Origin of the sequence: Gilliamella sp. B14448G11 (assembly GCF_016101765.1) — a bacterium.
Taxonomy (GTDB): Bacteria; Pseudomonadota; Gammaproteobacteria; order Enterobacterales; family Orbaceae; genus Gilliamella; species Gilliamella apicola_N.
Genome location: NZ_JACFPX010000017.1, coordinates 35619 through 57389 on the forward strand (window position 1 = coordinate 35619; position 21771 = coordinate 57389).

General features: G+C 32.8%; 19 protein-coding genes and 2 tRNA genes. 12 read left to right on the plus strand and 9 right to left on the minus strand.

Annotated features, from left to right (window positions below; all coding sequences use genetic code 11):
• Positions 1 to 16 precede the first annotated feature (16 nt).
• The 8 genes from H3S88_RS10620 (at position 17) to H3S88_RS10655 (ending at position 5623) form a co-directional block, all read left to right on the plus strand.
• Complete coding sequence (locus H3S88_RS10620; protein ID WP_039126734.1) at positions 17 to 751, plus strand: transporter substrate-binding domain-containing protein; 735 nt, start codon at positions 17 to 19, stop codon at positions 749 to 751.
• Positions 752 to 884: 133 nt separating this feature from the next.
• On the plus strand, positions 885 to 1616 hold the full coding sequence (gene artQ, locus H3S88_RS10625) for an arginine ABC transporter permease ArtQ (protein WP_198228132.1): 732 nt from the start codon (positions 885 to 887) through the stop codon (positions 1614 to 1616).
• A gap of 9 nt (positions 1617 to 1625) precedes the next feature.
• Entirely contained in the window at positions 1626 to 2303 is a 678-nt protein-coding gene (gene artM, locus H3S88_RS10630; RefSeq protein ID WP_198227964.1) for an arginine ABC transporter permease ArtM, read from the plus strand.
• Position 2304: 1 nt separating this feature from the next.
• Positions 2305 to 4140: an excinuclease ABC subunit UvrC gene (gene uvrC, locus H3S88_RS10635; RefSeq protein WP_198227966.1), complete on the plus strand. Its 1836-nt coding sequence runs from the start codon at positions 2305 to 2307 to the stop codon at positions 4138 to 4140.
• A gap of 109 nt (positions 4141 to 4249) precedes the next feature.
• Positions 4250 to 4804 (plus strand): CDP-diacylglycerol--glycerol-3-phosphate 3-phosphatidyltransferase, encoded by a 555-nt coding sequence (pgsA, locus tag H3S88_RS10640; protein ID WP_039126723.1) that lies wholly within the window; start codon positions 4250 to 4252, stop codon positions 4802 to 4804.
• 223 nt (positions 4805 to 5027) lie between these two features.
• A tRNA-Leu gene (locus H3S88_RS10645) sits at positions 5028 to 5115 on the plus strand.
• A 17-nt stretch (positions 5116 to 5132) separates the two neighbouring features.
• A tRNA-Gly gene (locus H3S88_RS10650) sits at positions 5133 to 5208 on the plus strand.
• A gap of 313 nt (positions 5209 to 5521) precedes the next feature.
• Complete coding sequence (locus H3S88_RS10655) at positions 5522 to 5623, plus strand: Arm DNA-binding domain-containing protein (RefSeq protein WP_198227968.1); 102 nt, start codon at positions 5522 to 5524, stop codon at positions 5621 to 5623.
• Positions 5624 to 6853: 1230 nt separating this feature from the next.
• Here the strand turns inward: H3S88_RS10655 and H3S88_RS10660 are convergent.
• Genes H3S88_RS10660 through H3S88_RS10670 form a run of 3 tightly spaced genes read right to left on the minus strand, consistent with a single transcriptional unit; the run spans position 6854 to position 12793 of the window.
• Positions 6854 to 8062 (minus strand): restriction endonuclease subunit S, encoded by a 1209-nt coding sequence (locus tag H3S88_RS10660; protein ID WP_198227970.1) that lies wholly within the window; start codon positions 8060 to 8062, stop codon positions 6854 to 6856.
• A complete protein-coding gene (locus tag H3S88_RS10665; protein WP_198227972.1) occupies positions 8055 to 9692 on the minus strand; it encodes a class I SAM-dependent DNA methyltransferase in 1638 nt (545 codons plus the stop codon). The genes H3S88_RS10660 and H3S88_RS10665 overlap by 8 nt, the downstream gene beginning before the upstream one ends.
• Positions 9692 to 12793: a type I restriction endonuclease subunit R gene (locus H3S88_RS10670; protein WP_198227974.1), complete on the minus strand. Its 3102-nt coding sequence runs from the start codon at positions 12791 to 12793 to the stop codon at positions 9692 to 9694. Before H3S88_RS10670 ends, H3S88_RS10665 begins: the two co-directional genes overlap by 1 nt.
• Before the next feature lie 529 nt (positions 12794 to 13322).
• On the opposite strand from H3S88_RS10670, the gene H3S88_RS13385 reads away from it, so the two are divergent.
• Positions 13323 to 13457 (plus strand): hypothetical protein, encoded by a 135-nt coding sequence (locus H3S88_RS13385; RefSeq protein ID WP_255519211.1) that lies wholly within the window; start codon positions 13323 to 13325, stop codon positions 13455 to 13457.
• 165 nt (positions 13458 to 13622) lie between these two features.
• Here H3S88_RS13385 and H3S88_RS10675 read toward each other — a convergent pair whose 3' ends face one another.
• The 5 genes from H3S88_RS10675 to H3S88_RS10695 form a co-directional block, all read right to left on the minus strand.
• Positions 13623 to 13826, minus strand: coding sequence for a hypothetical protein (locus H3S88_RS10675; protein WP_198227976.1), 204 nt, complete (start codon positions 13824 to 13826; stop codon positions 13623 to 13625).
• A gap of 624 nt (positions 13827 to 14450) precedes the next feature.
• Positions 14451 to 14909, minus strand: a complete 459-nt coding sequence (locus H3S88_RS10680) for an SMI1/KNR4 family protein (RefSeq protein ID WP_198227979.1) — start codon at positions 14907 to 14909, stop codon at positions 14451 to 14453.
• A 219-nt stretch (positions 14910 to 15128) separates the two neighbouring features.
• The gene (locus H3S88_RS10685; RefSeq protein WP_198227981.1) at positions 15129 to 15530 is read right to left on the minus strand and encodes a hypothetical protein; all 402 of its coding nucleotides are present in this window, start codon (positions 15528 to 15530) and stop codon (positions 15129 to 15131) included.
• Positions 15531 to 16060: 530 nt separating this feature from the next.
• Positions 16061 to 16582 carry an Imm15 family immunity protein gene (locus H3S88_RS10690; RefSeq protein WP_198227983.1) on the minus strand — a complete coding sequence of 174 codons (522 nt, stop codon included), beginning with the start codon at positions 16580 to 16582 and terminating at the stop codon, positions 16061 to 16063.
• A gap of 422 nt (positions 16583 to 17004) precedes the next feature.
• Positions 17005 to 17223: a hypothetical protein gene (locus H3S88_RS10695; protein WP_198227985.1), complete on the minus strand. Its 219-nt coding sequence runs from the start codon at positions 17221 to 17223 to the stop codon at positions 17005 to 17007.
• A gap of 555 nt (positions 17224 to 17778) precedes the next feature.
• Between H3S88_RS10695 and H3S88_RS10700 the strand changes: the two genes are divergently transcribed.
• The 3 genes from H3S88_RS10700 to H3S88_RS10710 all read left to right on the plus strand — a co-directional run bounded on the left by H3S88_RS10700 (position 17779) and on the right by H3S88_RS10710 (position 19652).
• Complete coding sequence (locus H3S88_RS10700) at positions 17779 to 18006, plus strand: hypothetical protein (protein WP_198227987.1); 228 nt, start codon at positions 17779 to 17781, stop codon at positions 18004 to 18006.
• Positions 18007 to 18075: 69 nt separating this feature from the next.
• Entirely contained in the window at positions 18076 to 19431 is a 1356-nt protein-coding gene (locus H3S88_RS10705; protein WP_198227989.1) for a salicylate synthase, read from the plus strand.
• 29 nt (positions 19432 to 19460) lie between these two features.
• Entirely contained in the window at positions 19461 to 19652 is a 192-nt protein-coding gene (locus tag H3S88_RS10710; protein ID WP_198227991.1) for a phosphopantetheine-binding protein, read from the plus strand.
• A 517-nt stretch (positions 19653 to 20169) separates the two neighbouring features.
• Here the strand turns inward: H3S88_RS10710 and H3S88_RS10715 are convergent.
• Entirely contained in the window at positions 20170 to 21087 is a 918-nt protein-coding gene (locus H3S88_RS10715; RefSeq protein ID WP_198227993.1) for a helix-turn-helix transcriptional regulator, read from the minus strand.
• Positions 21088 to 21771 lie beyond the last annotated feature (684 nt).

A 21771-nucleotide genomic window follows, 5' to 3' on the forward strand; every position in this document is an offset into this window, starting at 1 on the left:
ATAATTGGGTGAAAATATGAAGAAAACATTATTAGCTGTTTTATTAGCGGGAACAGCATTTATTGCGCAAGCAGCAGAAAACCTTATCATCGGTACAGAAGCAACTTATGCGCCTTTTGAATTTACTAATGATAAAAATGAAATTGTCGGTTTTGATATTGATATGATTAATAAAATTTGTGACGAAATGAAAGTTTCTTGCAAAATTGTTAATCAATCATTTGATGGTTTAATTCCCAGCTTAAAAACTCGTCGAATTGATGCTGCAATTGCAGGTATAGATGTAACAGCTGAAAGACAAAAACAAGTTGATTTTACAAAAATTTATTATGATGATAGTTCAATTCAATTCATCACATTAAAAGACTCCCTAACAAGTTTAGATCAACTTAAAGGAAAACGTGTCGGTATTCAAAAAGGTACGACTTATTTAAAATATTTGAATGAAAAATTCCCTGATGTGAAACCGGTTAGTTACGATAGCTATCAATTTGCATTTCTTGATTTAAAAGCTAAACGTATTGATGCTATTGTTTCGAGTTCATTCGTAGCTGGTGACTGGTTAGGTAAAGATGCCGAAATCGTACCATTAGGTGATAAAATCACTGATCATGAATTTTTTGGTGAAGGTTTAGGTATTGCTTTACGTAAAGGTAATGATGAGCTTCGTGAAAAATTTAACCAAGCAATCGATAAGCTAAAAGCAAATGGAGAATTAGACGCTATTTATAAAAAATGGTTTAATAACTAGTCGTTAAAATTTAATTCCTAACTTGATTTATGATCTCGCCGCATACATTGCGGCGAGTTTATTTTTTTAATTTAAATACGGTTTTTTTATGTCAGACTTTCTATCCAACGGAACAAACTGGATTCTATCTTCGATGGACGGATATATCTTGCCATTAGCGCAAGCAACGTCAATCACATTATCATTAGCTTTTGTATCATTAATTGTAGGCATGATATTTGCTTTTATTTTTACACTGTTAGAATCTGCACCTTTCAAACCCGTTGCATGGTTAATGTCCTTATTTAATTTGACTATCCGCGCCCTACCCGAATTATTAATTGTGGTAGCAATTTATACAGGGCTACCTTTGTTATTGATATCATTAGATGATGGAATAGCAATTTCGCTTGGATTTACCTCCTTTACATTGCAAATCGACATAGCAAACACAAAACCCGATCCATTTTTATGTGGTGTAACTGCCCTTTCATTACTTTATGCGGTTTATGCATCTCAAACATTACGCGGTGCTTTTAAAGCAATTTCAAACGGTCAAAAACAAGCTGCACAAGTACTTGGATTAAGCAAATCACGAACGTTCTTTCGAATTATCATGCCACAAATGTGGCGTCATGCCTTACCTGGATTGAGTAATCAATGGCTAATACTATTAAAAGATACCGCGTTAGTTTCGGCAATCGCTATTGATGATTTGATGATGCAAACAAAAACCATAATTGCTCGAACTAATCAACCTTTTCTATGGTATTTCATTGCGATGATTATTTATTTAATTATCTCTATTTTAAGTCAAAAGGTTATTACACGAATCGAAAAGCGTTCAACCTATTTTGAACAACCAAAATCAGCCAATAGTTTGTAAGGTCACGTTATGTTTGATAATTTTATTTACTATCTTAAAGTCATTTTACAAGGACTTCCTGATACCTTAAGTTTAGGTATTTTAGGCATTATTTCAGCAGGTCTATTGGCTGTTGTTTTATCTTGCTTATTATCGCTAAATTCTAGTGTGATAACTAAAATTATACGCACTTATATTATTATATTTACCGGTTCACCGCTATTAGTTCAGCTATTTTTAATCTACTATGGACCATCACAATTTGGCAATGTTTTAAACAAAGTACCGACATTTTATGAGATTATCTCTTCTCCTTGGTTCTGTGCTTATCTTGCATTAACACTTAATAGTGCAGCCTATACTACGCAAATATTTTATGGCGCTTTAAAATCCGTACCACAAGGTCAATGGCAAGCATGTGAGGCTTTAGGTATGAATAAAAGACAAACATTAAAAATTGTCATGCCATATGCACTAAAACGAGCACTTTCGACTTATTCTAATGAAGTGGTTTTTGTAGTAAAAGGTACGGCTTTAGCTTCAATGATTCCTGTTATGGATATTATGGGATATAGTAATCAATTAAATGGAGATTATTATGATTTTTCAATTTTTGTGGTTGCAGGGCTAGTCTACCTCTTGATAAATGGGCTTTTAAGCACCATTATGAGGGTAATAGAGAAAAAAGCCCTCACTTTTGAAAACTAATATGAGCCAATTCGATTCAGCATCATTTTTAAAAACAGTCCCACATAAACCAGGAATTTATCAAATGTTCAATGATAAACAGACCATTATTTATGTGGGAAAAGCCAAAGATCTCAATAACCGATTAAAAAGCTATTTCAACAGTAGTAAAAAAACGCTTAAAACAGATAGGCTAGTCAGCCATATTCATCATGTTGAATTTACTATTACCAACACCGAAACTGAAGCTTTACTACTTGAACAGACTTACATCAAAAAATATCAGCCTCGTTATAATGTATTATTAAAAGATGATAAGAGCTATCCATTTATAAAGCTTAGTAAAGAACGTCATCCACAGTTATCACTTTATCGTGGCGCAATTAATCGAAAAAAAGATGAGTTTTTTGGTCCTTATCCAAGTGGATATGCAGTTAAACAGATTTTAGCCCTACTACAAAAAACCTTTCCGATTAGACAATGTTTGGATAGTACTTATCGCAATCGTACTCGTCCATGTTTGCAATACCAAATTAAACGTTGTTTAGGTCCATGCGTACCAGGATTAGTTAGCGATGAAGATTATAATGAACAAGTTAATTATGTTAGATTATTTTTGTCTGGACGATCAGAGCAGATTATCCAAAAAATAACTGAAGATATGCATAAAGCAAGTAGCGAGCTTAACTTTGAAAAAGCCGCAGCATTACGTGATCAGTTACAAGCCATAAAACATATTAATGAAAAACAAGCTATATATAATAATAATGATAATCTTGATGTCATTGGATTCCATTATGAGTCGGGCTTAGCTTGTATTTATGTTTTGTTTATCCGCAATGGGCAAACTTTTGGTCACCGCTCCTACTTTCCTAAAGTGCCATCAAATACTGAGCTCGAAGAAGTTATTGAAACCTTTTTAGGTCAATTTTATCTGCAAGGTAATCAAAATAGAAATATTCCTCAAAAGATTTTATTAAATTTTTCATTATCAGATAAACAAGCAATGGAAGAAACTTTATCTATCATTGCAGAGCATCAAGTTAAATTAGTTGATGAACCTAAAGGCGATAATCTAAAATTACTTAATATTGCTACTGTTAATGCACAAACAGCAGTCAAAAATAAGTTATTAGAAAATTCAACCATAAAACAACGCTATGATGCACTTAAGGCATTTTTAGGGATTGATAAAATTAATCGTATGGAATGCTTTGATATCAGTCACTTTATGGGTAAAAATACAATAGCGTCTTGTGTGGTATTTGATGAAAATGGTCCAGTCAAATCTGAATTTCGTCGCTATAATATAACGGGCATAACTCCAGGTGATGATTATGCTGCGATGGATCAAGTATTGACACGTCGTTACAATAAAAAAGATCTACCTGATGAAAAAGTTCCTGATATTATCTTCATTGATGGTGGTAAAGGGCAACTTAACCAAGCATTACAAGTATTTGAACAATTAGATGTAAATTGGAATAAAAATCATCCAATTTTAATCGGTGTGGCAAAAGGTGCAGAAAGAAAAGAAGGTCTAGAAACACTATTTTTTGAAGCACATGGGACAGGTCATTATCTTGATGATCGCTCCCCTGCTCTATTGCTTATTCAACAGATACGTAATGCGTCTCATGATCATGCTATTGTAGGACAACGTAAAAAAGGGACAAAACAACTTACGGATAGTGCATTAGAACATATTGATGGCGTGGGCGCAAAAAGACGAAAAGCACTTTTAAATCATTTTGGTGGATTAAGAGAGTTAAAAAATGCCAGTATTGATGAAATAGCCCAAGTACAAGGTATTTCTAAACCGTTAGCTGAAAAAATTTATCTAAATTTACAACAATAACACATTGAAAAAATAACACATTTCAGGCAACATAAGTGTTAAAAGAACACTATTTTTTTATTATCACTAATACTTTGATTAATAAGATAAAAAAAAGAGCTTATTTCACATGAAAATCAACCTACCAACATTTTTAACCCTATTTCGAGTTATTCTAATTCCTTTTTTGGTGTTAGCATTTTATCTTCTACCCCACGAATGGTCTGGTTTTTTTTCAGCGTTAATTTTTTTAATCGCAGCAATAACGGATATTTTTGATGGCTATCTTGCTCGCCGTTTAGGACAAACTACTAAGTTTGGGGCTTTTTTGGATCCAGTTGCTGATAAAATTATGGTGACAATTGCACTAGTATTAATTACTCAATATTACCAAGCATGGTGGATCTCTGTTCCAGCAATAATAATTGTCTCACGTGAAATTATAATCTCCGCTTTACGTGAATGGATGGCTGAAATTGGCAAACGTAGTAATGTTGCCGTGTCGTCCATTGGCAAAATCAAAACCATTGCTCAAATGACTGCATTAACTTGGTTACTTTGGCGTCCTTGTGACATTGTTATTTATGCCGGCTTAGTCACTTTATTACTTGCTACAATTTTAACCATATTTTCCATGATCCAATATTTATGGATAGCACATACGGATCTTTTAGAGGAAGAATAATACCTCTTCTTCTAAATTTTAAAAGTGTAATTTTATTGTTTAACTTTGACTCAATAAAATTACACAAATCTACTTTAAGTCAGCAAAAGAATATCTTTAAGCCATTATCAAGTTAAACATTAAGCAATCAATCGATTTATTTAAAATTTCTATTGACTGAAAAACTGAGATAGGTAAAATGCACAGCATCCAAAGCGAATTACTTTTTGATAATTAGTTTTGAGCCCGGGTGGTGAAATCGGTAGACACAAGGGATTTAAAATCCCTCGGCCTTTTTGGCCGTGCGAGTTCAAGTCTCGCCCCGGGCACCATTTAAAACACTTCTCTTGCGGGAATAGCTCAGTTGGTAGAGCGCAACCTTGCCAAGGTTGAGGTCGCGAGTTCGAACCTCGTTTCCCGCTCCAATTCAGGATTCATAGTCTTTTATAATCAAATATTTATCGACTTTTTTTATTTTAAAATCAGTCAGTAAGCTTTGCTTTGTACTCCATTAAAGAGTACTGAGTTGTATTATAATCCACTCGTAAATGGTACATCCAACGGTACATTGCATTTTTTACTGTTTTTTAGTTCTATCTCCTTATAATTAAAATCTCCTTTTTTCTGTTTTGTTGTTTGAGGAGATTGTCCATGGCTTTATCTGATGCCTTAGTGAAACATGATAAACCTAAATCGAAAGCTTAAACTCTGAAGAATATTGAGGGCTTGGAGTTGTTTGTGTCGCCTTCGGGCAGTAAAACGTGTCATTTTCGTTTTACGTTACAAGGTAAATGGCAACGTATTTCGTTGGAGGTGTATTCAGAAGTTGGCCTTGCATAGGCAAAAGTGCAGTGTGAGTCTAATCGTTAGATTTCACATGTTTCTGTAACTGCTGGTGTTCCTTTTACTCATACTATTGCCGGTATGTCTAATGCGTCTAACTTGGGGTGTGTTCAACAAGAAATTCATGCCTTTGCTATTGAGGTGGCATTCGCATTCGTTAGGAGAAATTCGGATGATATGGCGGCCTCTTGTGTTGTTTCGTCTTCGAGTTTGCTGAGTTTAATATGCATTGAGAGTTGTGTAAGTTTCGTAAGCTAGGATTAGATAAAAAGGATAAACGGAAAAGTACTGCGTTGCAAATTGAGCTGTATTTGTGTAAGGATATAGTGAGCCTAGGTTCGGTACTGGTAAAGCGGATGTGCTTCGGATATTTAGAGCTATTGAGGTTTGAGGTGCGTTATCGATTGCGGAGAAGTGTCGCAGTTGATTGTTTGAGCTGTTTCAACATGCATCATCTAAGGATTTGATTGAGAGTAATCCGGCCATGGAGATGGTACTATTGGCTCTGCCAAAAAAACCAACACAGCATAATTCGTTTTTATGCCAAGAGGAACCAGCTTTTTTGGTGAAGTTGTCAGGTTCTCAAGATTCGCCTCAGATACGGTTGGAAATTCTACTATTCGTGTTAACGAGGATGCTCAGCGGGGAGTTACACAAATCCTGATCGGTTTGATTTGAAGAAGTGTCTTCGGTACATTCCTGCGTAGCAGGCCAAGCAGTTGCAACTCTGCAGACATCATGGGGAATTCCGTCTTATGTAGTGCTATTGTTTAGGCAGACAATTATTGTGTTAAAGAGTTGTTGTCTTAGATGTATCCATGGTAGCCTTTTTTGCTCTTCAATCGCCCTTACCCTAAATTATCCACCAGTGAAAATACACTGAATTATGAGGTGAAACGATTAGGTATTATGGGTATTTAACAAAGCATCGGATTCGTTCGACGTTATCTACAGATCTCGATGAGTTAGATTATCCTAAACACTAAATTTAGGCGAAATTGTCGACTCAACCGTTATTGTTGCATGAGTAACAAGCACACGCTGTTTGTCGCAAAACATTCATAATCCTGCGAGGTATTTATTTAGGATCATTCGTAAGGCTCAGTTAGGGACATTTAGGACGACTAAATTGGATTATCAAGACAAGGATTAAGTTTAGTCAATCGTTATAATACTCAAATGTTAACCTTGATAATACTCGCTTTAGCCAAACTAAAGCGAGTGCTGTTATTTCACGGTGACTTGACCATTCATTAGCATGGGGAGGAGCCAGTCTCTTAATTCTATAAGTCTTTTGTTTTCTAAACTTTTAGCTAAAATTAATTTATTATACTGTGAAACTATATTTTCATATTTTGTTAACAAGCTTTTTGGTGGATAAGCCAATAGTAAAGAGTATAAATCATCTTTTGTAATAGAACCAAACGTAGTACCCTCTGAGTTACGTCTATCAAATACTGTTTTAAAATATTTCATTACATAAAAAAGAAAACTATCAAATTTGTCTCTACTATTTAATGCTGCTAATCCTCGCCCGATACAACAATCATTGTCAGCAATATTGATATCGCCTACAGGAGCTCGCACGCTTAAAAGAATATCTCCTTTTTTTGCAATCCTATTAGGTTTCGTGGTGTACTGTCGAATAGATGGAAAGCGCCAATTAAAATCTGTAGCTCCTTGAAAGAATATAACACCATCGCAAGATTCATTATACGATGCTCCGTCGGGTGATTGCCCCATGGTAATACTTGCAATATCTGATAACTTTACCCCATTCCAGCCTAACGGTATTTCACGTTTTAAAGTGCTGTTATAAACCATCTTTCCGCCTGAGCTTTTATAGGGTTTTCCTTCCTCATTAGGAAAATCAAACTGCACAAACCAGTAGTCATATAAGATTTTTGCCATCGATTCTAATTCAGCATTGATGCGGTTGTTTAGTTCGATTTTTTTGTCTAAAACAAAAAGAATATTTGCTATGTTAATTTGATCTTTTAACGAAAAAATTGGTATTTTCATATCAAGAAACATAAAATGATTTAAATCTGGTATAACAGTAATACCTGCTCTTTTTTTCATCTCTTTTTGTTTTTGAGGCATTGAGAGACAATAAAATAGATATCTGGCAAATATTTTTTCTCTATCAAAATTCACTTTAAAAAAATTATTATGGAAGCATCCTACAATTCCAGTCAATACCTGACCTGTACTACCAGTTCTTACTACGAGAATGTCATCCTCATTACAAATTGTTGTCTTAGGAGGATTTTCTATATAAAAAGTATCATCTTCGATTTCTTTTTTTAAAAACTGGATAGTTATATAAAAATATCTATTTTCCCCAGGTTGCTTGCATCGTTTAGAAATAGGGATCTGTAGCCCTTGGTTTACAGTACATATCTCTTTCAATGAAATATATTGAACTTTATTCATACTTCAACCCAGCCAACTGCTTTTTAATTTCTTCTTCCAACGTATTAGATTCTTTAAACAGCTTTTCTAAATTTTGGGTATACCCTTGCATTTTGGCAGCGAATTCTTCGGGGGTAATATCCACGTACTCAATTTTTACATCAAAATATTGTCCGGCGCTTAAAGAGTAGTTTTTGTTAATAATGTCCTCATAACTCACCACGACAGAAAAATCTTCGTGTGCTTGTTTTTGGTTGAAAGCTTCGATAATTTGTTGTTCTTCGGCTGGGGTGAGAACAGTTTTTTGGTTTTTACCGTCTTTCACTTTTTTACCAAGGTTGGAGGCATCAATTAAAACCACCTTATCTTTATTGGTAGCATCAATAAAGATAATCGAGACATTGGTGCCAGTGGTGGCAAAAATATTACTAGGCATAGAGACTACGCCGGCCAGTATTTTATTATTCACCAAATATTCACGAATTTTTTTATCAATGCCTGATTGAGCAGTAATAAAGCCGGTGGGCACGACTACTGCTGCTTTACCTGTTGGTTTTAAGGAAGTGATAATATGCTGTAAGAACAATTGGTAAATCTCCATCTTGTCCTTATCTTTAGCTTTGATTTTTGGAATACCTGCAAAAAAACGGTCTTTATTAGCTTTGGTATCTAAGTCATCGCGGTAGTCGCTAAAATCCAGCTTAAAGGGTGGATTAGACACAATGTAATCAAAATGTTTTAGTTGATTGCCTTCTTTATGATATGGGTGCAATATAGTATTACCCTGTATCACATTAGGAATAGAATGTACAAGATTATTCAAAATCAAGTTTAAACGTAATAAATTAGACGACTTTTGTGAGATATCTTGGGTATAGATGCTACATCTGGCTTCACCAATAGCATGGGCTACGTTCATTAATAAAGTGCCAGAACCCGCCGAAGGGTCATAACAGCTAACGTTATTCACTTTACCTCGTTGTTCAACAGGTACTAGTACCGCCGCCATAATACGGGCTACAGCATGAGGGGTGTAATATTCGGCATATTTACCACCACTGTTGCTGTTATAGTCTTTGATAAGGTATTCAAAAATAGTAGCGTAAAAATCAAAGCCTTTTGAGAAAACATGTTCAAAGCTAAAGCCTACCAACTTGTTAATGATAGCACGACAAAAGTCATCTTTTTTGCTCTCGTCGGCAATAAAGTTGCTTACGCGATCAAACAAAACCACCTTAGCTCCGCCTTCAGTTTTTATGGAGAATACGTCGGTATTGCTACTGGCGATGTCGATTAGCGTATCATCAAAGGTTTGAGCAAAATCTTTTTGATTTTGGCTATTAAACAAATAGCCAATAAAGTGCACAGGTTTTAAATGCGCAACCCCCGCGGGTAAACTCAACAGGAGCATTTCGTATTGTTCACACTCCATTGAGGTCAATACTTCTTCCCACTTATCGGCTTTAGCTATGTGAGGTTGCGTTTTTTTAACGGCTAAAGCAAATTGGTCGTTTAAAAACTTATAGAGAAAAGCTTGAGTGATGATTTTAAATTCGTTGCCATCATTACCTAGGCCATAGTTAGCACAAATAGCTTTTAGATCGTCAATTAAGGTTCTAGTTTGTTCTTGAAAGGAGAGTTCAACTACCACTAAGGAGCTCCGTTAGTAAATTCTTTAAGGTATTCTTTAACCACCAGCTCATTAATACAATGAGAGATAGCAGGATTTAATTTAATCTGTTGTTGTGTCATAAAATGCTTAATGACCGTTGGCATAGTAATTTGTTTAAAATACCCTTCATTTTTTAGAAGTTGTAAGTTTTGTAATACTTGCTCGTCGGTATCGTGTTTTACACCATTTAATGCTTCGAAAATTTTACGTTCATTCGCGCTCATTTTGTTTTTTTCTGTTAAGCGTTTATGAATGCGGGCGTATTTTACATCACCTGAGTATTTTTGGCGAAGCAAATTATTTTCTCTATTTAATATTTTAACACGCCCATAAATTTTATTGAGTATCTCGGTATTGGCTTTCATTTCTATTTGGGTGATTGCACTCAAGTTCTTTTTCTTAAATAGCCGTTCCAGTTCTTCTATTAAGGTGATAAATTCAGGGTCATCTTGGTCAAAATTAGTGTTCAGCGCCTCACGGGTACGTCTGAGTGTTTGCTGAAAATCATCTGCCAGTTGTAGTTCTTCCTCCCCCACTTTAATAAACTCAAAGATAATATCTTCTAAGGCAATATTTAATAGGTTAGTATTTTCTGTGCCTTTTTCTAGGTTTTCTTTTAAGTTGAGTATATTAAGCCGATTAGTCGCTTCACGATAAAGTAGATTAAGCTTATTAAAATCGAGTTGTTCTAAAAAGTTAGATTCACCTTGTAGGCGAATAAGGTTGTATAGACTCTTGGCATTAGCTAAGGCTTTTTTAAGCTCTAAAATAGTTTCACGATTGTGGATTTCATTAATTTGCTGTGAAAAAATTTCAGCATTGACGATATCGTATTTAAATAGTGCATCTTTAATCTGTTCGATTTCTTGCTGAATTTCTTGTTGCGATTTAAATAGCTGTGAGTAGCTCTCTATTTCGTCACCCAGCTCGTCTTGTAGTTCTTCGAAATAAGCTTTATTGGTAGCATCAAACTCTTTGCGAATATCAGCAAAATCGACCACGTAACCATAACGAAAATCTTTATAAGGCCGATTTACCCGCGTTAGAGCTTGCAATAGATTATGAGAACGGATTACACGCCCTAAATAGAGCTTTTTTAATCGTCTGGCATCAAAGCCTGTTAATAGCATGTTAAATACAAAGAGCACATCTATTTTGCCTGCTTTAAAGTCTTCAACCGAGTCTTTACGCTGTTGTTTTGTGCCTACATCGTGTAAAATTAACGCAGCTGTTTTAACTTTGTTCTCTTGCTTACGCTTAACAGTATAGGTTGTAATTGGTTCTGCTACTTTTAATAGAGTCAGTTCGCTATCGTTAGCCGCTGCTTGGTTAAGTAGCTGGTTATTTTGAGGGTGATGGTCATTAAATAGCTTAAAGAGTTGCTTGGCTTGTTCCGCGCTGTCACAGATGACCATTGCACCAATAGTGGGGTCAGCAAGGGCGACTCTGCTTTTTTCAAAATCATTAACAATATAATCCAGCATAGGTTCAACAAAGCTAGGGTGGGCATAAATAAATTTTTTATCTACATCGCCTTGTTGAATCTCTGCTTCCTCCAAGGCTTTTTGTAAAGCCATTTTGTAGTGAGTGGCGATTTCTTCACGTATTAGCCTTAGGGTGTAGCCATCGGCAATTGAGGCGTTATAGAAGTATTTATGAATGTAATCACCAAATAATTGGCGCGAGTTATAGTCTGTTCCCAATAATGGCGTACCAGTTAAACCAATTTTAATCGCGTTACGGTCTGATTGCTCAAGATTGGCTAAAAAGCTACCTTTGGGGTTATAGCTACGGTGTACCTCATCTAAAAAATATACCCGTTGAATAGTGACATCATAATCGTTCGTTGAAACAACATCGGGGTCATCCTTAAATTTTTGAATGTTGACCACGGTAATTTCGGGCTTACCGGTATTATTATGAATCGCTTTAGTGGCTTTAATATCTTGACTAAATGCCTCACGCGAATCAATGGTATAAACAGTTAAGCCACGACAGGTAAATTCTCGCTGTGCTTGAGTAAGTAGATCGATCCGATCCACAATAAAATAAAACTTAGGAATAGTCTGCTTTTGCTGAAAATGATCGGTTAAGAACCTCACATTATAATAGGCCAAGGCTGTTTTACCGCTACCTTGGGTGTGCCAAATAATGCCTTTTTTAATACCCTCATTAAGTTTTTCCTCAATCGCTTTCGTTGCAAAAATTTGGGGGTAACGCATTATGTGCTTTTCAAGCCCTTGTGTTTCTGCCACATAAGTAAGCGCATAGCGTAAAATAAAAGCTAATCTGTCTTTGCTTAATAATGAAGTACAAATACGATTTGTTGGCCTAAACTCATTTTTATTAATCTGAAACTCATTACTGCTTCGAAGCGTCTCTTTGTTATTATCTTTGAGAATTTCTAACTCTTTTTGCTCATCCAACGGCTTAGAAAGCTCAGATAAAATCAATGTTTGTTCTTCTCTAAAGTAGTTAAAAATAGGCTCGCCATAAGAGGCACTAGCATAGAAAGCGCCTTGTAGTGGTTGGACTGCGCCATCTTCATATTCCATGTTATTAGAAAAGATCATAAACTGAGTTATATTTATAAAGCGCTTAAACTTTTTATTTTGAAAGCGTTTATTAATTCGATCACGTTCAGCTAATATTCCTTCAGGATTATTTGGTTTTTTAACTTCAATAAAGACTAACGGCATACCATTAATTAGTAACGTTATATCGGGTCTAAATTCTTCATCACCATTTTTGTAGGTTAGCTCAGTCACCACATGAAAGCTGTTGTTATTAAAACACTCGAAATCGATAAGTTTTGTGCCTGAACTCGCTGTTAATTTTTCATAAAAGGCTTTACCTAAATCTTCATTATCTAACGTTAATTTTACTTCTTCCAGTAATCGCCTGACATCATCTTGCTCTAGATTAGGGTTAATTTTTGCAATCGCTTGAAGGAATAACTCAGGAAAAATATTGGTCTTAATATCCCACTGCTGTGTTTTGAGTGATAAATACTGATACCCTAAACGAACCAAATGCAGAATGGTTGGAATTTTAACGCGCGTGTCTTCATTGAATGCCATAGCTAATCCCTATTATTCGATGTTTTTCTCCTTAATGGTAAGATTATTATTGTAATAATCTTACCATTCGTCCAGATCTTTTTTGTAATTCTGCTAAGCTAATGTCTCGCATTTTCTTAAAAATAGTCAAATAAAACGCCTATATATGCTTTTATTCTATATCAATCTGATTGCCATATTATTATATTGATGTTAGAAAATACTTAAATTCACAAATAATCACTGCATATGTTGGTAAGCAGACTTAGTAACATAAATATTTAACACAAAGACGTAGCTCCTAACACATATCTAATGCACTCAGTATTTTAATAATAAACACTTTATATGTATTTGAAGCTGCTTCTGTAGCGTCGAAATCGATAATACCTTAAAGCATGCTATGTAAGTCCACTTGATGTTTTTAATTGAACAATATAGCATATAGTTTGTGTGATCATAGCGTTCGCTAAAATTCAACATTTTGATGCGTATTTCGATCAGTGAATAAATCCTCCAGCATATAATTCAGCTCGTAGGGAAGTAATAGATGTGTAGTTCATGGCAATGCACAATTCGCGCAGTTAATGTCGCCATCGTAATGGTAATAATGAGAAACATCGGCAGCCTATTTGCTGCTGCAATGTCCACAGGCATTGTAATAAAATATATTTTTTCAATCTAAAGAATATTTACTCACCAATATATTTAATTTAGTAAAATATTATAAATAAATCATCCAGTAGAATGACTTATTTGATATTTAAATGATTAGATAAAATCATTAATTTTATTTTTTATAACACAATACCTATCCTATTTTAATATTTTTTGAATAATTACTCATTTCTTAATCCCCTTCAGCTAGTATTATTTCATCTTGAGAAACTGCTTCTCTAAAATAAACTAATAATTCTTTTATTTCATTGTCGTTATTATTCGATAAATAATTAATTAAGATTTTTTGATGGTCAGGATAAACTTTTGTTGTACCATAGGGATCAATATAAATTCCAGTTTTTTTCTCTAAATGAAAAAAAGCATCAGTTAACAATTCAACATTTTTGTCGTTTAAAACTACTTATGGTTTACTTCCATCAGTATCAGATAAATATGAAAAATTTAGCATTATATTAACTCTTTTTATGGGTTGGATAAGATGTAATCTGTTTATCTTTTTGGGATTATCAACAACAATATGCCTTTTTTGCTTTTACACCTATTACATAATTATATTCCTTTTCACAACCAATTCTGTTGAATAACTCTATCTGGTTTTTTCATAGTTCAATTTTCTAGCTTAGAATATTGATTATATTTACTTTAAGATTGGAAATAATTTTTTCTTAAACTATATTTGATTTTACTGATTTTGTTATACTGTGTAATATTAGGTACATATTTAGTACATTTAACCATACAACGCAGTCCCCAATTATCAATCAATATCTGAGCACTAGGAGATTAAATACACCAACCAATCCAATCCTGTCCGTCTAAGTAAAAACGCCTGTTTGTGGGTTATTGTATTTAAGCCCAATTTCTTCATCTAAACATTGTTCTTGATATCGCTTATTTTACTGGATCGGTATATATTCCTTTTTCCTGTATTTATTTGTTCTTTATTATGTTCAATCTTGTAAAGATAAATTAAATTCATCGCTCAATACGGTTAAAATTAAATTATTTCTTCTTTATAGAGATCATTTATGAACTTAGTAAAAGACTGATTGATATAATAAACATTATCCATATTAGGTGTTTCCCCGTCATCTACTTCAAACTCATGATCCCAAAAATAAATTCTATTACTATTAGATTTTAATTCCATAATAATGAGATTACCGCCAGCATCATGAGCTATGGGAATGAAGTTTGATGGAATTCTATCCTTATAATTCTCATAATAATTTAATAAATTACTATGTTTTTCTCTGCCTAAGCTAAGAAATTGATCAACCGAAGAACCATCATTTCTATCAGAAAAAAATCTAAATGAACTTGGCTGAGGTTGTCCTCCATTATATTTCATTAAGAAATTTTTATAATCAGTTGGTAAATTATCTTTAATAATTTTCTCAAAATTGGAAATATCTTCTAAGGTTGCGGGAGTTTTAGAATAAATAATAGTATCCATAAATTATTTTTTTCCTTTACTTGTTTAAATTCTAAATGTGTGTCTCACAGCATCTTGAATAATATGACAAAGCACGGGTTGCATATATCCAGAACGCTGATAATGCAAAGTATATATCGTGCTGGTCGTAGATTTCCTAGACCATATTCAGCTCATTATTATTGAACAAGAGTTAAATTAAAAAAGCAGGAAAGTTTCATTTTTCTTACACTGTTTTTATTAGTTATAATAAGTAAAACCAAAAAAATTATTTGGGTCTAAAAACAATTGCCTTTCATTTTCTCCATCTTTGTAATTAATCTCTAGGGTCGAAAAACGGATCGCTTTGTAGTCAATTTGAGTTACCTTTATTTCCTGTTCAGTTTTAAATAATTGTGAATATATAGACATTAAAGAAAATTGATCATCTTCATCAACATCAAACCATTCATTTATATTTTTCAAATAATTATAACAAATAATTCCATCATCAATGTATAATTCGAAGATATCTTCATTTATGATGAAATAGATCCTATCATACATTGGGTGGAAAACTGGCGGAGTTTCAGTATCTATATAACCTGTAACCATAACGTCACTTATATTTCCTTGTAACATGCAGTTAAATAATTGTTTCATATTCCACTATTCTCTATGCAAAAAGATAACCCAAAATATTCATCTCCTTACTGGATTCAATACCGTTACAAATTGCTTTAGGCAATCAGATAAATTTTTGGGTTTATAAATCATTTTTTCCTCTTTGTATATTTTCATTAATTACTGCCTTTTTTATTGTACACAGACGAACATGGACTCACTTCCGACCGCTTTGCAACATGACAATATCCTTTAAAAGTTCAGTTTCCGCATTATTTACTATTTTGGTCATTTTCGCCTAAGTAATTTTCAAAGAGACCTTTGTATCGAATAAAGTCATCTTCAAATTTTTTACTGGTTTAATATTACAATCAGTTAATCTCAGTTGTTCAATATAGGTCAGCTTGTTTTAACATCTCCATTAAAATATATGATTATAGTTGTTACTGTTTTTTTAATTGAAATCATAAAATTATTTTTAATTAACTAAATAATCAATTTCGCTTTCAATCATATCTCTATTTTGTTCTAACTGTTCAAATGCAAAATTTCTTTTTAATATTGGATTTCTAATTTAATTCTATATCTTCATTAATAATAGATTTATGTACAATATACACTCTTTTATATGCTTCAAAATCTTTTGAAATGAGTACTGTATAATCAAATTCCTTAATTGAAAATAGATATTCTCTTATGAGGTTTTCTTCTATAGTTTGAGAATGTTTCAGTTTTAAGAGCGACAATAACCAATTTTTCTTTCTAGATATGTATATATTTGGAGTTAAACAATTTATCTCCTCATAATCTTCCCAATCAGTTAAACTCACACAGATAAAATAGTTATTTATATTTTTATCGTCAATATAATCTTTAACTTTCAATTTACATGTATTGATTAATTCAAGACATTTTTTTATCAAAATCTTATTTTTTTCATTAAATGAAAGAGATGATAAAAATGAAATATGTTTGAACCTTGAAAATAATGGAATTTCCTCAAAAGTTTCGTAATCAGAAAAAAAGACTGAAAAATCGTCTAGACCTTCTTTTTTTATAAGGAATTGCATTTCTTTATCAAATTTATTCATGTTTAATTATTCCGTATACCAGCTTTTTTATTTAAGACATTTTAATGTTTTTTAGAGAATTCAAACCTGTTGTATTTGGCTGAGTAAAGCGATCTATATCAGGTTCATGATACTTAAAAGTATTGTATTGCTGCCCTATTTCTCCGTCTAACTATTGTTTTTTTTATACCTCAGATTTTATTGGATCGAGATAGTTTCAATTTCCTGTATCGGTTTACTCGATAGCAGATATGAGTACACTTAGACAAGTCTACAAGCTTCATCCGTCAATTTTTTCAGCATACCATTAAGAGGTCGTAATAGAAATTATTATGGTAGGGTAAGCCGTCTTTATTTAGATATTTCACCCGAAAAGGTTAATAATACTGTTAAGTGTAAAGCCTCAAATAATACATTGAAATTTATATATTTTAATAAGTAATTTACTCATTATTATATGACGATTTAATATTAACAGGATTTTCTAAATCTAAGATTACTTTATAATTAGCGCTAGATTCTACCTCAAGCAATTGACCTGATAATTCGATCGCATTTATAAAAGGATTGGATTTTTTAAAATATATCACCCAATTTAGCTTTTCATCAGCTGCTATATAGGCAATAAACCCTTCTGAACCAAAACTTCCTTCACCCAACAAGCATGTTCCTCCCATCTGTATTTCAACTTTCTTAAAAATATCTATATTTGTTATATCGTCAGGATTTTGATATAAAAAATCAACAAGATTAAATGACTATCCTTTTTTTATAAAAATATTAGGGTAGAAGTTTGCAAAAAAAGAAAACGACTCTCCATTTGCAAAATAAACACAATCTTTAGTTGGTAATTGTCCTTTATTCCATAATTCACTTATTTTTGACATTTAAACACTCTAAATTTTATAAATTTTTTTTAACTCTCAATTAATGTTTAGCGCAATAACTTTTCAACATTATCCTGTTGAAAAAAATTTCTTATTTATTAAATCATCTCATGATTTTTTATTTGTTAAAAAATAAATAGTTAACTATAAAAATTAGAAAAATTCTAAAAAAATAAATCTGATAGGGTTATTTTTAACCGATAAGGGGAGAAGTTTTTAAATTAAACGTTTAACTTATGAATGATAATCATTCTTATTTATAAATATATTAATTAGCATAATCAAATGGAAGTTTAATTAAATTATGACTTACTAAAAAAGGTTAATGCAATGACAAATTCTGAAACAGCAACTTGGAGTATAGAAGAACAAAAGCTTATTGAGCCCCTTTCTATCGAAAACTATGCCGTAGTACCCGTTAAAGATAGTCGGTTAGAAGATATTAATTGTGCTTTCATTATTTCCTCTAATAAACAAATAACTTTAAGTGATGTTAGAAATTTTCTAGAACAACAAGGTATAGCTTTTTACAAATTGCCTGATCAATTAGAACACTAGACTAAATGGCCATTAACCTCTGTAGGAAAAATTGACAAACGCTGCTTATCTATTATAGGTGAACAATAAATGAAAAATAACCAACAACAAACTTATTTTGAACAATTAATTAGCATTAATAATCAGCCATTAGATCTTGCTGTTGCTTTGATTAACAATAAACTAAATGAACAATATGCGGTCTATGAGCATAATGGTGAATGGTCAGTTGGTTTAGGTAATATTGCACAACTTACTGTGTCTGCGGACAAAGCGATCATTTGTTATAACCAACAACAACAGTATTGGGACCAAGCTGAGATTATAGACAATATTAATGCGGCATTAGCTTCTTTATCCATTGCCGATTGGCGTGCTTATGGCGCTAGTAAATTTGAATTAGCTCATATCTTCCACGATCCAGATTATATAAGTAATAATGATGAAACATTATTACAGCTATTTATTCCTAGCCAAGAAGTTAGATTTACTCATAACCAAGCATTACTTAGAAGTATAACAGAGGAAGGCTTACAACAACTGCATGCTGTTGTAACAAAGTTAGATCAACTTAATCATACCGATCCAAAAATTAATAATACGTTCAAAGAAAACGAAGCGATCATTCGTTCAACTAATGCTGAACTTTATAAAGAAAAAGTAGCAATCGCAGTTAATGAAATTAAAGCAGGTCAATACCAAAAGATTATTTTATCCCGAAAAGTTCCGATTCCAGCTGATATTGATCTTGTGGCCAGCTATCAACTTGGTCGCAAACATAATACCCCTGCTCGCTCTTTTGTACTTAATTTTAATGATCTAAAACTAATTGGTTTTAGCCCAGAAACAGTATTAGAAGTTAATAAAGAACGCATAGTAAGCACCCAACCTTTAGCTGGCACTAGAGCCTTAAAACAAGATGATCCAGAACAGTCAGCAAAACTTTATGACGAGTTAATTAATGATACTAAAGAAATCGCCGAACATGCCGTATCTGTAAAACTTGCTTTTGAAGAATTAGAACGTGTTTGCGAAAAACACACCGTTGTTATTCCACAATTTATGACAGTTTCCAAACGTGGCACAGTACAACATCTAGCGTCACGTGTTACAGGTAAATTAAAACCTAATTTAACTGCTTGGCATGCTTTTAAATCACTCTTTCCTGCTGTAACTGCATCTGGTATACCCAAACGTGAAGCTTTAGCAGCCATTCGACATCATGAGGCAAACAAACGCGGGGCTTATAGTGGTAGCGTAATGATTGTTGATAGCAATGGTAGTTTAGATGCAGCTCTTGTTTTACGAAGTCTTTATCAACAAAACGGACAAGTTTGGTTGCAAGCAGGTGCTGGCATTATTGATCAATCATTACCTGAACGAGAACTAGAAGAAACCATCGAAAAGCTTAGTTGTATATCACGCTATTTAGTGGTTAGAGGATAATAATCAGTGGCAGGGATGGAGCCATAATTATGTCTCTATCAGTAACGGATATTAGTTATGACGAAATTTATGATCAAATAAAGAAATTATTACCACATGGAACAGGTGAAATTAAAGACACGGATAACCTCATTGAAAGTGGACTTGACTCATTACATATTATGCATTTGGTTAGTCAATGGCGTAAATCTGTGGCTATAATATCACCTTTGCTGAACTGATAGAATATTCAACCTTACAGCAATGGTAAACATTATTATTAAAGACTTTTAGTAAGATTATCTTTATTACAAGTTGACTCACTGTGATGGATAGAGTTACAAATGACCATTTTCTTTAACCGATGTTCAATATGTTTATTGGATTGGTCGTGACGGTAATAGAGAACTTTAAAATGATGTTTTTTTTACGTAGGCGGTTCTAGACTATCAGCGATTAATTGACTAAGTATTTTACTGGCTAAAGGTTACCCTGTCACCTTAGAGTTAATTTTTAATAAAAGTATTTTTGTTAAAACTGTAACCGTGTTAGAAAGCAGTAATAAATCAAAAAATAGATGGTCAGAAAGTATCTATTTTGTCACTATGGCTGAACAAACAATTGTCGGTTTAACTCGTGCAGAGCATTTGATAACGATCATCACAAAAAAATAAATTACTAACAGGCACTATTGAAATGCAATGTTTATTTAGTCAATAATCGATAAACAAACATCAAATAAAGTCAATAGTAGCTGAACTATTCACATTTATTAATTGTATAAGCATTTTGTCGGCGTACTTCTTTTGGTAATACCCCAAACTGCTTACGAAAAGCGGAGCTAAAATGGCTAATATTGCTATAACCCATTATAATCGCTGTTTCAGTTACGCTATTAGTCACTAATAACTGCTTAGCTTTATTCATACGCTCGGCTAAAAAATAGGCATAAATACTTTTACCAAATACCTTTTTAAAGCCTTTTTTTAACTTATTTTGATTCATTCCTACTTTTTTTGCCAACCAATCAATTGTTGGAGGACTACTTAAATCTTTTAACAAATAATCATGTGCAACATTGATTTGTTTATATTCTCTTTGGGTAAATTCTTGTTTTCCAAGACAACTATTAAAAGAGTGAAAATACCAATTTAAATATTCTAAAACATAAGCATACAACAATAATCTATTAGTAACTTTACAATCGGTGTTTTGTATTAAATGGTACAGTTGCCTTGCTGAAGATAGCACATTATTATTAGCTTTTAATTTATGATGGTGTAAAAAAAAATTCATATTATGATCTAAACATGAAAATTGAAAATCAATATCGCCTAGCAATACTTCTAATAATTTTGGCATTACCATGACTTCCACATTACAAAAATCATCAGAATGCTGTAAGCAAAAGCTTTCACCACCAGTAAAACCAAAGATCAAGTCACCTTTATGAGTGCGAAAGTGTCGATCTTTAATTTGCATATGTAATTTACCCTGTAATTGGCAATTAAAACATAAATAATTATTACAGCTAGAAAATTTTTTACAAACATCTACTGCATTTAAATGTTCTGCTGTTACCACACTCACAGATAAGCCAGGCTGAAGCTCTATATAGCTAGAACCATTGATATGATTTTCAGATCTATAATTTCTTAATATTTCATCTGAATGCATATATGCTCCTTCATAATCCATAAACGATAACAAATGTCATTTGCATTTACAATAAAATAAAGCTACTATTTCATATAATTTTTTTAGCAGTAAATGCTCTTTTTTATAGATTTATTAAAAATAAAAGATTTATGAAAATGCTTTATGAACAACCAAAATACTAGCAGTAACCACCAACCTTATTTTCTATTTATAATTTACAAACTCTATATTATTCAAGACATTTCTGTTGTTTTAGCGTTTGATGCTCATCCTATTTTATTGCTTGATGCAGGCATATCACTGGCTGTAATTGCAATAATTCTCCTAGCAAGAATACATTGATGGTTAAGTTTCTATGAGCACCTTTAGTGGAAAATTATTGGCTGGATAAAATAGGTTATCGTTAAAGTTAGCTACTACCTATGCAGTTTTTATTAGCGATACTAATTACCGTGGTTAGTATCTATACCTTTACCATGATTTATGCTAAACAAAGCAAACAAACAGCTACTGATTACGCCGTATTTCAAAGTACTTTGCTACTTTCTGAAATTATTGGTTCTTCTCTCTATGACACTAGCAGAATATTTTAACTATCTTGTCGCATTCTTTAGCGCTTTAATGGCTATCATTGCTATTTTTGTTATTAATAAGAAATATTTGAAAATCTTTACATAATATCATTGATAATTATTAATCTAT

What these genes read in the sequence shown, in the direction of transcription:
- H3S88_RS10620 (WP_039126734.1), top strand. Translation starts at nt 17, where the DNA reads ATGAAGAAAACATTATTAGCTGTTTTATTAGCGGGAACAGCATTTATT.
- artQ (WP_198228132.1), top strand. Translation starts at nt 885, where the DNA reads ATGGACGGATATATCTTGCCATTAGCGCAAGCAACGTCAATCACATTA.
- artM (WP_198227964.1), top strand. Translation starts at nt 1,626, where the DNA reads ATGTTTGATAATTTTATTTACTATCTTAAAGTCATTTTACAAGGACTT.
- uvrC (WP_198227966.1), top strand. Translation starts at nt 2,305, where the DNA reads ATGAGCCAATTCGATTCAGCATCATTTTTAAAAACAGTCCCACATAAA.
- pgsA (WP_039126723.1), top strand. Translation starts at nt 4,250, where the DNA reads ATGAAAATCAACCTACCAACATTTTTAACCCTATTTCGAGTTATTCTA.
- H3S88_RS10660 (WP_198227970.1), bottom strand. Translation starts at nt 8,062, where the DNA reads ATGAATAAAGTTCAATATATTTCATTGAAAGAGATATGTACTGTAAAC.
- H3S88_RS10670 (WP_198227974.1), bottom strand. Translation starts at nt 12,793, where the DNA reads ATGGCATTCAATGAAGACACGCGCGTTAAAATTCCAACCATTCTGCAT.
- H3S88_RS13385 (WP_255519211.1), top strand. Translation starts at nt 13,323, where the DNA reads ATGTGTAGTTCATGGCAATGCACAATTCGCGCAGTTAATGTCGCCATC.
- H3S88_RS10680 (WP_198227979.1), bottom strand. Translation starts at nt 14,909, where the DNA reads ATGGATACTATTATTTATTCTAAAACTCCCGCAACCTTAGAAGATATT.
- H3S88_RS10685 (WP_198227981.1), bottom strand. Translation starts at nt 15,530, where the DNA reads ATGAAACAATTATTTAACTGCATGTTACAAGGAAATATAAGTGACGTT.
- H3S88_RS10690 (WP_198227983.1), bottom strand. Translation starts at nt 16,582, where the DNA reads ATGAATAAATTTGATAAAGAAATGCAATTCCTTATAAAAAAAGAAGGT.
- H3S88_RS10700 (WP_198227987.1), top strand. Translation starts at nt 17,779, where the DNA reads ATGACAAATTCTGAAACAGCAACTTGGAGTATAGAAGAACAAAAGCTT.
- H3S88_RS10705 (WP_198227989.1), top strand. Translation starts at nt 18,076, where the DNA reads ATGAAAAATAACCAACAACAAACTTATTTTGAACAATTAATTAGCATT.
- H3S88_RS10710 (WP_198227991.1), top strand. Translation starts at nt 19,461, where the DNA reads ATGTCTCTATCAGTAACGGATATTAGTTATGACGAAATTTATGATCAA.
- H3S88_RS10715 (WP_198227993.1), bottom strand. Translation starts at nt 21,087, where the DNA reads ATGCATTCAGATGAAATATTAAGAAATTATAGATCTGAAAATCATATC.